At 46.7% G+C, this 12715-nt stretch carries 11 protein-coding genes; 6 read left to right on the top strand and 5 right to left on the bottom strand.

The window, feature by feature from the left end; genetic code table 11:
- Positions 1-160: 160 nt before the first annotated feature.
- On the top strand, positions 161-748 hold the full coding sequence (locus QUA54_RS16450; protein WP_333415466.1) for a hypothetical protein: 588 nt from the start codon (positions 161-163) through the stop codon (positions 746-748).
- Between the two features lie 42 nt (positions 749-790).
- Here QUA54_RS16450 and QUA54_RS16445 read toward each other — a convergent pair whose 3' ends face one another.
- From QUA54_RS16445 to QUA54_RS16430, 4 genes are all read right to left on the bottom strand, one after another.
- Positions 791-1204: a tetratricopeptide repeat protein gene (locus QUA54_RS16445; protein WP_333415465.1), complete on the bottom strand. Its 414-nt coding sequence runs from the start codon at positions 1202-1204 to the stop codon at positions 791-793.
- Positions 1205-1337: 133 nt separating this feature from the next.
- Entirely contained in the window at positions 1338-1757 is a 420-nt protein-coding gene (locus QUA54_RS16440) for a type II toxin-antitoxin system VapC family toxin (RefSeq protein ID WP_333415464.1), read from the bottom strand.
- On the bottom strand, positions 1754-2518 hold the full coding sequence (locus QUA54_RS16435) for a hypothetical protein (protein WP_333415463.1): 765 nt from the start codon (positions 2516-2518) through the stop codon (positions 1754-1756). The genes QUA54_RS16440 and QUA54_RS16435 overlap by 4 nt, the downstream gene beginning before the upstream one ends.
- A 160-nt stretch (positions 2519-2678) precedes the next feature.
- Positions 2679-3161, bottom strand: a complete 483-nt coding sequence (locus QUA54_RS16430; RefSeq protein ID WP_333415462.1) for a hypothetical protein — start codon at positions 3159-3161, stop codon at positions 2679-2681.
- Positions 3162-3374: 213 nt separating this feature from the next.
- Here QUA54_RS16430 and QUA54_RS16425 point away from each other — a divergent pair, with 213 nt between their 5' ends.
- Positions 3375-3560: a ribbon-helix-helix domain-containing protein gene (locus tag QUA54_RS16425; RefSeq protein ID WP_333190835.1), complete on the top strand. Its 186-nt coding sequence runs from the start codon at positions 3375-3377 to the stop codon at positions 3558-3560.
- 109 nt (positions 3561-3669) lie between these two features.
- On the top strand, positions 3670-4428 hold the full coding sequence (locus QUA54_RS16420) for a DUF429 domain-containing protein (RefSeq protein WP_333415461.1): 759 nt from the start codon (positions 3670-3672) through the stop codon (positions 4426-4428).
- 80 nt (positions 4429-4508) lie between these two features.
- Here QUA54_RS16420 and glgP read toward each other — a convergent pair whose 3' ends face one another.
- The gene (gene glgP, locus QUA54_RS16415; protein ID WP_172188861.1) at positions 4509-7067 is read right to left on the bottom strand and encodes an alpha-glucan family phosphorylase; all 2559 of its coding nucleotides are present in this window, start codon (positions 7065-7067) and stop codon (positions 4509-4511) included.
- Between the two features lie 595 nt (positions 7068-7662).
- Between glgP and QUA54_RS16410 the strand changes: the two genes are divergently transcribed.
- From QUA54_RS16410 to QUA54_RS16400, 3 genes are all read left to right on the top strand, one after another.
- Positions 7663-10512 (top strand): TonB-dependent receptor, encoded by a 2850-nt coding sequence (locus tag QUA54_RS16410; RefSeq protein WP_333415460.1) that lies wholly within the window; start codon positions 7663-7665, stop codon positions 10510-10512.
- A 65-nt stretch (positions 10513-10577) separates the two neighbouring features.
- Entirely contained in the window at positions 10578-11270 is a 693-nt protein-coding gene (locus QUA54_RS16405; RefSeq protein WP_333415459.1) for a hypothetical protein, read from the top strand.
- A gap of 300 nt (positions 11271-11570) precedes the next feature.
- Complete coding sequence (locus QUA54_RS16400; RefSeq protein WP_333415458.1) at positions 11571-12638, top strand: PepSY-associated TM helix domain-containing protein; 1068 nt, start codon at positions 11571-11573, stop codon at positions 12636-12638.
- Positions 12639-12715: the final 77 nt, after the last annotated feature.

Below are 12715 nucleotides of genomic sequence, written 5' to 3'. Positions count from 1 at the left end.
TCCCCCCTAGCCCCCCTTAATAAGGGGGGGACAAGAAGCAGTCAAAGTCCTTGTTAAAAAGGGCAGGCTTAAAAGCATTCAAAGTCCCCCTTCTTAAGGGGGATTTAGGGGGATCTAGACTCAGCTACCACCCTTAAAATACAAATCTGTATATTATTAAATGGAAAATATATCTATTCTAGAACAAGCTGCCCAATCTAATTCTAAACCATCTCCCGACGCTGTAGTCGCCGCCCTCCTAGAAGCTGAGAAAACCGCGAAAAAAAATAAAATTCGCTATTCTTTCGAGCAATTAATCGGCAACTGGCAACTCTGCTTTATCACCGGCACCAAAAAGACTCGACAAACAGCGGGGATTGTGTTGGGTGCGGGACGTTACATCCCTCAGTGGATTGCGAAAATTCAAATTGCTTATGCGGCAGAACCTGTTGCTGAAGGGGAAGAGAATAGCGAAACCGGCCGGGTGGAGAATTCGGTGCAAGTTGGGGCGATCGTACTAACTCTTTCCGGGCCGACTAAGTTTTTGGTTAATAAAAATATTTTAGCTTTTGATTTTACCAGAATTACAGTGAAAGTGTTGGGTAAAACTGTGTATCAAGGATTTATTCGCGGTGGAGAAGCGCGGGAGGCGGAATTTTTTAGTTTGAGTGTGGGGAAACAGGCATTTTTTGCATATTTTCTGGTAGAAGATGGGATAATTGCCGCTAGGGGAAGGGGCGGCGGATTGGCTTTGTGGGGGAGAGTTTAGCGTTTCTTAATTGCCTGCAATACAGCAGGGAAATAACCTGGTTCATTTGGGGATTGGCGGGAGATTTGTTCTGCTTGGCGGTTGACTTCGGTTGTTTACTGCATCAATATTACTCAAAGTAGTAGCTTCCCCTGCGTGATCGCTCACTTCCCACCAAATTGGTAAAGCTTGGTTATAGTATTTCAATGCTTCTTGCGGTTGGGAAATGCTGTTGTAGTTAAGAGCAATGGCATTGAGTGCTATAGCTTCACTTTTTTTCTCTTTAAATTGTCGCGCAATGGCTAGAATCTGCTGCCATGTTTCTATTGCCTGTCGCGCTTGTCCTTGCCTTTCCTGTTGCTTTACTTGTTCTATGAGTTGCTTTAATTTTTCAACCTGTGAATTTTGGCTTTGCGCCCAACTCGGTTGTACCATCATCGGCACAGTCAGAGGAATCAGACACACACCCAAAACCAAAACACTGCTAATAATTTATTTCATCTTTTTCATAATTTACCAAAGTCGATTAATATAATAGACCTCAAACGCAGAATCTTTACTTAATAGAGGTATCTCTTCCACCATTGCTTGTGCGATGAGCCGGCGATATTTACACATACCAGTTTGCTATTTGTAAATCTAGAAAATCGGCAAAGTCTGACACATTGTTCGTTACGAGTATCAGATCGTTTACTTTAGCGATCGCCGCAATTTGACCGTCTGCAAATGATGGGGTCTTGCCAATACTGGAGAGACGCGCTCTTTCTGTCGCGTGCCAGATGGCAGCATTAGCATCATAAGGCAGCATAGGAATTTGAACTCGAACCACCTCGTTGAGGTAACTTTCTATAATTCCACGTTTCCTTGATTCAGGAAGTCGTTTACACCCGAAAAAAAGTTCGTGAAACACGACAGTTGCCGTCGCAATTTCGTGTTTGTGTCGCTCTAACATTTCCAGCACATTGGAATTGGGAATTGGTCGAGTTGGTTCCGAAAGCACGTTAGTATCTAATAAAAATCGCCAACTCACAAAATAACCTCGCGCCCCGGTGATGAATCCCTGACTCCCTCAAAAACTTCTGGCTCAATTCCTGCTGCTTCTAAATTGTTTTCTTGACGAAACTTTTGGAGTGCTTCCCAAAAATTATCAGGTTTATCGATATGGCGTTCTTTCTCAACTTTAGCAATAATTTCAGCTAATTCTGCGGATACTTTAGTCAAGTCTTTAGCTTTTTCAAGCAAGCGATCGACCAACGGCGATGGCAATAACTCCAGCGGCTCGTCAAAACCGTCAGATATTGAAATTAAATCGCGATCGCTGCCAAACAGTGGTGCACCGCGCTTTTTAGGAGGCATCACCGATGATTTTCTATTGGTTGTGCGATCGCTTTCTAAGAATTCTCCAATTTTTTGCCATTCCTCTCTGTCTTCATCTGACAAAGCTGCCAGAAACTCTTTCATCCTTTTCAGTTTCTCCTCATGGTTTACAGGCGAAACTTCCCGCACTTCAATCAGAACTTCGCAGCCATCAGGAATGTTAAAATTTGCTGGCAGTTGGATGTTTTTACCTTGTTTTATGCCTTTAACTTGGAGAGGTTCGGATTTCAACAGTTGCCTGAGATAATCTGACAGTTGGATCTTTTTACCTTGTTTTATGCCTTTAACATGGATAGGTTCGGATTTCATCGCTTGCCTGAGATAAATTGCAGATATCAGGTCAGACAAGGTAAAGTTTTCAGGCAGTTGATCTATTAAGCTGCGGACTTCTTCTTTAAGATTGATGGTTTCCATCGGTTTTAGTAAAGAGAGTATAGATTTTAATTGTAGTACAAGCGATATTGAAGCGATCGACCTTTTAGCAAAAGTTCATTCCAACTGATATTTTACATTTATTGCAACAGTCCGGCGGGGGTTTTAACCCCCGACGGACTACGGGATTTGTGTTTTTTAATTAAGCCCGATCGCACACAACTTCAAACACACCCCCTGGAATAAACCGACACAAAGCCCTCCGCCGATCGTCCGCATCTTGGCGGTTGACAAAACGCGCAATTGTATAGTGCTCAGCATTCGGTAAAATTCGGACGATCGCCCAAGAAGTGCGATCGCCCCCCTTTGACTTTTCAGGTGTTTTCGATCGCGGATTGGGGTTGAGTTCGATCGCGGGGCGATCGGCGATCGTCGGAGAATTGGCTTTTCTGAGAGTGTTGAGGTAGCGGGCGATCGTACTACCTTTGAGATTCGCCCCGACGCGCAGAATCAGAAACACCGCAAAGCTTTCGATCTCTGGCCCAGTCATGTGCGCGCGATCGGCATCAAAGTCTTCATCAGAGTAGCTGCGGATACCCGACAGCAGTTGCGTTATGCCAAAATCATTCACAGCTTGTTGATAGCCGCGGGTATATTCGCTGCCGTCGCTCACAGGCTTTACCATAGTAATAGTCTCCTTTTATGTGGATTGTCTCCTTGTATCTGGGGAACCATCAGCCAGCGCAGGCCCTCGGAAAGTTCGGCGCTGGCTTTTGACTTTTTGAAACTATAGCATAGATATAGCACACATAAATGCTTTAAATGAGCCAAACTCGACAGGATGGTCTAGATACAGCACAATTACGATCGGCTTATACTAAAAAATAATGAATCTCTGATGACCAAACGCTTAGCGACCTATTTAGCCGATGGAATCTATGACATCCTTGAAGAGTGGGCAAGTCAAGAACGCCGTTCAGTCAGCAGCTTGTCAGCATTCATTTTGGAGCAAGCAGCCAGAGAACACCAAAAGGAAATGAAACAACAACCCCCGCCATCGGATGAGAAGCAGGAGAAGAGTTGAGTGGACGCATCAAAGCCAAAGAAACCGGGTTTTTTGCGGTTTTTGCCGGCTGTAACTAAGTATTTCGCAAAAAAACCCGGTTTCTGACCACCCGTGCGTCCAGAACTATATGAAATTTATCGGCATAGACTTAGGTTGGAGTTCAGGAGCAAGCGGTTTGTGCTGTTTGAATTGGCAAAATAACCAATTAGAATTAATAGAGTGCGATCGCCAACAATCCCTTAACGACATTCTCACCTGGATCGATACCCAAGTCTCCCCAACCGAACCAGCAATAATCGCAGTAGACGCCCCCACAATCATCCCTAATCCTGTGGGAATGCGCGAAGCAGACAAACTCACCCACAAACACTTCGGGCGCTACCACGCCGGCTGCTATCCCGCCAATCTTTCCCGCCCCTTCGCCCAAAAAACAATCGAATTCGGCCTCAGTTTAGAAGCCAGAGGATTTGTCCACGCACCGATAATGGAAGCTCAAAAATTAGGCAGATATCAAATAGAAGTCTATCCCCATCCAGCCACAATAAACTTATTTAAATTAGACAAAATCATCAAATACAAAAAAGGAAAACTGGCAGAACGTCAACTAGAATTGATGAAACTCTGCCAGTATATTATAGATATTTTACCGAGCCTTGAACCCTCTCTAAATCTGTCTTGTGGCACAGGCAAGATGCCTGTGAGCCTTGGCGGTTTAATTCCTTTAAAAATCCCCACCAGTGTTGCAACCCTCAAAGCCTTAGAAGACAAGCTAGATGCCTTGCTGTGCGCTTATATAGGCGCGCACTGGTGGTACTGGGGAATCGAGCGGAATTTGGTATTGGGCGATCGCACAACCGGCTACATCGTTATTCCCCAACTTCGATAAAAAAGAAGAAGAATGACAGAATAGGGCATGACAACAGTCAACAGTCAACAGTCAACAGTCAACAGTCAACAGTCAACTGACTAATGTGCCCAGAGAATCACGCCAGCTTCATAAGGACTGCTGAGATTGTCGTGCTTCGGCAAAACCCGCAACGACAAACCTTGCAAGCCGCTAGAAGTATAAGTAATGTCAGCCGTATAAAGGCTAGTATTGTGAGAATCTTCTCCCAAATACTCCATCACCACCGGCACGCCACCGATGATATTTCCGTTAGCATCAACCGAACCTTGATAAAGTTCGACTTGCACGTCCGCAGGCGTCAATCCCATCAGATTAATCCGAGATTTAACAGCGATCGACTGATTGACCTTAACTTCCTTATCCTGGGAAATATCAACAGCCTCAATTTTAATATCCTTCCACTTCGCGAGAATGTGCTTCTTCCAGTGAGACAACTCCTTGGCGGGAGCGCAATTATCCGAAGTCATGGTGTGGAATCGATCGCTCACCGGGAAATATGCCCGCCGCGCGTAATCCTTCACCATCCGAGCAGTATTGAAGAAAGGACAATTCAAGCGAATCGAATCCTTCATTTTCGCCGTCCAACCGCGGGGAATTCCATCATCATCCCGGTTGTAAAACAGCGGTACAACTTCCTTTTCCATCAAGTCGTACAAAGCATTCGCCTCGACCTCATCCTGATACTTAGTATCTTCGTAAAACTCCCCATGTCCGATCGGCCAACCGGTACGAACATAATCAGCCTCATCCCACCATCCGTCGAGGATGCTGAGATTCGGTAAACCGTTCATCGAAGCTTTCATCCCCGAAGTCCCGGAAGCTTCCCGGGGGCGGCGCGGCGTATTCAGCCACACATCGCAGCCAGACACCATCATCCGAGCGACGTTAATGTCGTAGTTCGGCAAAAAGACCATCGAGCTCATCGTGTCGTGCTCGCGGATGAAGTGAACGATATCCCGAATCAATTCCTTACCCGGAATATCCATCGGGTGAGCCTTCCCAGCAATCACAAACTGCACGGGACGGTTGCTGTCCCGCATGATCCGCATAATTCGCTCGACATCGCGCAAAAACAGTGTAGCCCGCTTGTAAGTAGCAAAGCGGCGGGCAAACCCGATCGTCAGCACCTTGGGATTGAGAGCCTCCCGCGCCCGCTCGATTTCCGTTTGGGCCGCACCGCGCTCGCGCAAAGTCTTTTGCAGCCACTCCCGTGCGAACACCACCAACTCCGATCGACAGCGTTCGTGATTCCGCCACAATTCCTCATCAGGAATCGACGACAGCCTGTCCCAGAGTCGATCGTCCTTGCGAGTCATTTCCCAATCCGGGCCGAGGTATCGATCGTACAACTCCTGAGTAGACTTCGCCACACAACTGCGAGCGTGAACCCCGTTGGTAATCGAAGTAATCGGCACTTCTTCCTGCGGCAAACCCGGCCACAATCCCTGAAACATCGGGCGCGACACCACACCGTGCAAAGCGGCCACCCCGTTGACAAAACTTGACATTTTAATAGCCAAAATAGCCATATTCAGAGGCCCGGACAAATCGCGAGTATTCTCGCGGCCCAATCCCAGAAACTCATCTTGCGACAAGCCAAAAATCTTGGGATATTGATCGAGATAGTGCATCACCATATCCGGCTCGAACAAGTCAAACCCAGCAGGTACCGGCGTGTGAGTCGTAAACATACTGCTCGAAACCACCACCTGTTCCGCTTCCACGAAACTCAGGTGATATTCCTCCATCAGCATCCGAATGCGTTCCAAAGCCATGAAAGCCGCGTGGCCTTCATTCATGTGATAAGCAGTAACTGTCAGCCCCAATGCCTTGAGCATTTTCACGCCGCCGATGCCCAGCATGATTTCTTGGTGCATCCGCAGAGTTTTATCACCGCCATACAGTTGGTCGGTAATATCTTGGTCGTAGCGGCTGTTAGGTTCAATATTTGTATCCATCAGGTACAAAGGAACCGTTCCCACTTGTACCCGCCAAATTCGGGCATACACCTTGCGGCCGGGATAGTCCACCTCAATCCGCAATTCCGAACCGTCGGGATTGCGTTCAGGGTGCAGCGGCATATTGTAGAAATCGTTGAGCGGATAGCGTTCTTGCTGCCAGCCGTCGGCGTTGAGATACTGCGAAAAATAACCTTCTTGGTACAGCAGGCCGACACCGACTAAGGGCAAGCCCAAATCGCTAGCTGATTTGAGGTGGTCGCCTGCGAGCACGCCCAAACCGCCGGAATAGATCGGTAGGGCTTTAACTAAGCCGAATTCCATCGAAAAGTAAGCATAGCATTCCTGCAGCTCGGTGCCGCGCTGTTTGCGGTACCAGGCGCGATTTTTGAGGTAATCGTCTAACTGCTGGGCGGCTCGGTTCATTTGGGCGATGAAGCCTTCGTCTTCTGCCATTTCTTGCAGTCGCTCTTGAGATATGGTTCCGAGCATCAGTACCGGGTTTTGGTTGCTGGAGTCCCACAGGTCTCGATCGAGGCGGCGGAAGAGGTCTTTGGTATCGACGTTCCAGTCCCAGTGCAAATTGTAGGCAAGCTTGCGCAGGGGTTCGAGAATTGTCGGTAGCGAGGGGGAAACGTTAAATGTGCGAATTGGCTGCATAGACAAAGCTTTTATGTTGGAGTAGCGCTATTTTCCTCTGTCTTTAGGTGCAAGTCCGTTATTCTGCACACTATTTTAAGTTTTAACAAAACCGCCGGGAAGTCCCTACCTATAGGAATGTTAGGTGGGGACTTCCCGGCGAGTCAGATCCAGGGGGGTTCGATCGCCCGCTCGATGTTCCTCCTCAAAAAGTTTTTCTTGCTTCTGTCGCAAGAGCTTATTAAGATTAGTTCTTGATTAGAGCGAGCCGACGACGAGATGTCAACTTAAGCCGAAAGACCGCTCCAAGACTTAAGTCCGAAGCTTATAGCTCAAGTCCTCGCTACTTACAGCAGATTCCAGGTTTATGAAGTAGACCCGCCTACCGTTCGATCCTCTTAGGGATACGGGGCCCAGCCGTGTCCCTACTACACTTCATAAACCTGGAATAGGCTTTATCAAAAAAAAAGTTGGAGATTTACTTGACATTGGCAGCAGAGTTATTTTATTTTGACGGAGTTACTGCAAATTATTAGCAATAAACTGCTGGCTTGTTGACCGCGACCCTTACTAATTGCGTAGCAGCCCAAAAATATTACCGGTGTGTGGTGTTCCGATGAAACTGTATTTACCGTTGGCGTGCGTTGCACTGCTGAGTATTGGTACCGCGCCGTCTGTGGCGGCTGACGCTGCTAAGGAGGACTTAACTGAAGCATCGCGATCGAGCCCCCAGACACCAACGCCTTTCGAGCGTCCGGGCGAGTCAGAGGAATTGCCTCAACCGTTGCCCGATCGTGCTCTTGGGGTACGGCCAGAACTTTCCCTTAAGAAGTCGTCGATTAAAAGTGAAAAGCTTGAAACAAAGCAAACTGCGGAGGACGAATCTCGCCAACCCAATCCCCTCTTGACGCAAAATATTTCTGACAACGACGATCGCTCTACCTCTATCCCCAATCCTCCACCAGTAGCCGCTGGGCTATCAATACCGACGACATCCATTCCTAAAGTTGACGAAATAGAACAACCCAGCACCAGCGCCCAAGGGCTATTGCGTCCGTCGGTACTGAGTTTTAGAGGTTTGGACGATACTGTGCAAATCTCTCAATCAGTCGTACAAGTAACGGGCGTGCGATTGAACCCAACTGCCAGCGGTTTACAAGTAATTCTAGAGACACCTGACGGGCAAGTGCTGCAAGCTACGACCAGAATAGAGGGAAAAAGCGCGATCGCAGATATTGAAAATGCCCAATTAGCTTTACCTTCAGGTGCGGGATTTCAAGCTTCTAGTGCCGATCGAGGAATTGCATCCGTAACAGTAACTCAGTTGGAAGGCAATCGGATTCAAGTGAGTGTAACTGGCATAAAAGCAGCACCGACATCAGAGGTAGTAAACAGCGATCGGGGATTAGTTTTAGGCGTGACACCCAGCCCCCAAGAAGATATTAATATCACAGTCACCGCCCGTCAGCAAACTCCCTATCGAGCTCCCGATGCTTCCACTGCGACGAGAACCGACACGCCAATTCGAGATATTCCTCAGTCGATCCAAGTAGTTCCTCAAGAAGTGATAGAAGATCAACAAGTCACCCGCTTAGATGAGGCACTCCGCAACGTTAGCGGTGTCACAGTGGGCGGAAATCTTACAGGGCGGGGCACCACATTCGGCCTTCGGGGTTTTGGCGATGCCCCTGTCTTGCGAGATGGGTTCAGGCGATATGGTAATTATCAGTCTTTTCCAGAAATCGCCAACCTCGATCGCGTTGAAGTTCTGAAAGGGCCAGCTTCAATTTTGTTCGGCGAGATTCAACCAGGCGGTTTAATTAACTTAGTATCCAAAAAACCGCTGTCAGAACCTTTCTACGAAGCTGAACTGCAACTTGGAAACCAGAGTTTTATCCGACCCCGCTTTGACATTTCCGGCCCTTTAACCTCAGATCGCAGCCTGCTTTACCGCCTGAACGGATTGTACCAAACAAGTGATAATTATCGGGGCTTTAACCAAGACAATCAGCGGTTCTTTATTGGGCCGACGCTTGCTTGGAAAATAAGCGATCGCGCCGACTTGACAGTTTCTCTAGAATACATCGATGATAAGCGGGCTGCTGATAATGGACTGCCTGTGATTGGTCGTCGGGTTGTTGACGTTCCGCGCGATCGCGTTGCCGGCGAACCCGAGGATAGAGTAGACACTCAATACTTGAATGTTGGCTACAATTTCGATTACCGTTTCAGTAACAACTGGAAGCTACGAAATGCGTTTCGCTATTCATCCTACGACTACGATTTCAATGTAATCGCTCTTCAACTTGGCTTTGATGATGCAACTAGCACCCTCGATCGCTTCTTTGCTTCTCAAGACGGGCAAGATAAAAACTACGCCTTCCAAACAAACATCGTAGGTGAGTTTGCTACAGGTTCAGTCAAACACACTCTTCTATTCGGTGCAGACATCAGCTACAATAATGAAAGAATTTTCACAGTCGGTGATTTTGAAACACCGAGTTCCATCAATATTTTCAATCCGGTTTACGGACAAATTCCCAGGCCAGATGAGGATACACTACCTGGTTTTGGAGGAAATAGGGTAAAGACAAGCCGATATGGATTCTACGTGCAAGATCAAATTTCAATCTTCGATAATTTAAAGCTGCTAGCAGGTATTCGCTATGACACCGCAGAGCAAAAAAACCGAGTTCTTCCGGGTGATTCCAGCTCAGAGGGAAGCAAAACAACTCAAAACTACGATGATTTTACCCCCCGTGTAGGGATTGTTTATCAACCCATCCCAGAACTTTCTCTTTATGCGAGTTATTCGCGCTCTTTTAATCCAGGTTCGGCAACAACAGCCGGGGGCGCTCTGATCGAACCCGAAACCGGAAAAGGTTACGAAGTCGGTGTCAAAGCTGAGTTGCTCGACAGAAGGCTGGCGGCTACAGTGGCATACTTTGACATTAAAAAACAGAACGTTGCTGTCACAGATCCGAATAATCTTTTATTCTCAATTGCCTCTGGGGAACAGCGGAGTCGAGGTCTTGAATTCGATATTTCGGGACAAATTTTACCGGGTTGGAATATTATTGCAGCTTACGCCTACACTGACGCTGAAGTTACAGCAGATACAGACCGCGAGTTGGTGGGCAACAGATTGTTTAATGTTCCCAAACATAGCGGTAGTCTGTGGACAACTTATGAAATTCAAAGGGGCGAGTTGCAGGGTTTAGGTTTTGGGCTTGGGTTCAGCTATGTGGGCGAGAGAGAAGGGGATTTAGCTAACAGCTTTCAAGCGGATAGTTATTTCCTCCCCAATGCTGCTGTTTTTTATCAGCGCGATAATTGGCGAGCTGCCATAAATATTAAAAACCTGTTCAATGTCAACTACATTGAATCTGTCAGTGGTGCCCGCGACTCAAGCAATCAGCCTGGTGAACCATTGACAGTAATTGGTTCATTTTCCATACAGTTTTGATAGTTATTTTTCGACTTGGCAACGGCTCGATCGCGTTCTAAATTTTTCTACCATTAGACTCCACCATGAAACGATTTCAACTTAATCCAATTCTCATTCTAACTGGGGTAGCAACGATCGCTTGTCAACCCCTATCAGATGCACCACAAGTCAGTCAACCTGACGCGAAACCAGCCTCAGAAAACATTGCAAGTGGATCTGAAAAGACTGCTCCGGCAGCGCCCCCAAAAATTACGCCTCCATCACCTGTAGCCACTCAAGTTATCTCGATGAATGCTTATAAAGTCCCTTACTTAGGATTTAATGGCGTGTTTAATCTCAACACAGAACACCAGAACTCTGTCAAAGATCCGCGCAACCCCAAACGCATTGATGTCGAAAAAATGGAGAAATTCAGCTTCTACGCAGATGCAGCCGGAAAAAAACCGATCGCGCGCAACTGCCAGTATGTCTACATGGGTGCAACTGGCGATGCCAAGTATTACGCCGAATATAAAATGACTTGGGATTTATTTGAGTTGGTGAAACAAGAAAAGCAAGATCCAGGCTGCAATCGCTTCCAGTATCTCAGTTTCATCCCGCCGCACGGTGAATCAAACGGTGAACCAATACATATGCACTTGCGGTATGCCAGTAAGCCATCTAGCTTTGCAACGCTTGTGAATATGACCAAAGATCAAGAAGATCCGGCTAAATTCAATCCTTGGTGGGGGACTTATTGTGGCGGTGGCAAAACAAAATGTGGCAAAGGAGAGTGAGTGACGTGGTTTTTCTCTCTAATATTTTGCACGGCCTGAAAGCTGAGCAGTGCGAAGTAACGCTAACAAAGGCATTTTAAGCACGGCGCGAGGGCGGACGCATTTGGCCTCCGCCAACGATCTTAGAATGGTTAACTCAGAACTGAACCCAATACCTGCTATGACCATTAGCTTAACAGAGGCAGAGTCCACGGTTTCCGTATAGTTTTGATGGCTAATTATCGCCGTTTAAAATCTCACAGCTAGTGTCATTAACCTACCGCTAAATACGGTTTTTATATAAATAAGGAGTGGAAACTTATGAAAGTTCGCCAACAAATAGTAACAATACATGGTGCGATTGGGATCGCAATCGGGCTATTACTAAGTATCATTAGTTTGACAGGTGGCGCCATTGTCTTTCACCAAGAACTCGATCGCAGAATTAACCCATCTTTAATGCGAGTTGTTCCCCAAGCAAAGCTAGTATCCCTTGATAAAATAGTTGCGCCAGTTCAAGCTGCTTATCCTGACTTCCCTCTAGAGTCGATTCGCTTTCCTCAAACGCCGGATGGCAGCTATCAGGTAACAATAAAAGCCAAAGACGGGGAAAACCTAGATACATTTGTCAATCCCTACACGGCTAAGGTTTTAGGGGCGAGAAAATGGGAGCGATCGCTAATGGGATTTATCTACAACTTGCACTCCAAATTAGCTCTAGGTCAAGTTGGAGAAGTGATTGTCGGCGTGACTGGTTTGCTATTTTTACTGATCGTAATTACAGGGACAATGTTGTGGACTGGTTGGCGAAAATTGAAAAGCGGCTTTACAGTTCGCACAACGGCGCCACTACCGTTATTAAGTTACGACATCCATCAAGTCGGAGGCATTTTATCAAGTACATTTTTACTGATTCTGGCTGCGACAGGTGCCACGCTTTCAGGCTTAGCCCTGCTATTTGCATTCAATCAACCTCCGCAAGTTGCAAAAGTATTACCTCCTGCCAAACAACCGGTAGCTTTAAGCGAACTATTACGCAAAGCTGATGCAGCTATGCCGGATGGAAAAACGACTTATGTAGTTTTTGACGAACATCAACCTGAAAAAATTACGGTTAGCAAGCAACTTCCTCACGAGTCAATTCGATTTGCTTTGAGTAACGTAGAACTGAACCGATACAGTGGGAAAGTGTTGAATGTCAATCGGGTTGTAGAACCGCCGCCTATGTTCAAGTTTATGATTGCGATCGGTACTCTTCATTTCGGTCTTTTCGGCGGAATTTATACTCGCATTCTCTATGTATTCATCGGTTTTATACCCACCGTTTTATTACAATACTCCGGACAGTTTTTAAAGAGGGATACGATCGCTTTTGCAGCAGAGAAGTGAAAAAAGTGAGTGCAATCTGACCCCAAAATCAACAGAAAAAAAGGCACTCTTTTCGGTTAAGCTATAGAAACACACAA

It is taken from the genome of Microcoleus sp. MOSTC5, assembly GCF_036701825.1.
In the GTDB taxonomy this organism is placed as follows: domain Bacteria; phylum Cyanobacteriota; class Cyanobacteriia; order Cyanobacteriales; family Microcoleaceae; genus Microcoleus; species Microcoleus asticus.
The sequence above is the reverse complement of the archived record's forward strand: the minus strand, read 5'-3'. Positions and strand labels throughout refer to the sequence as shown.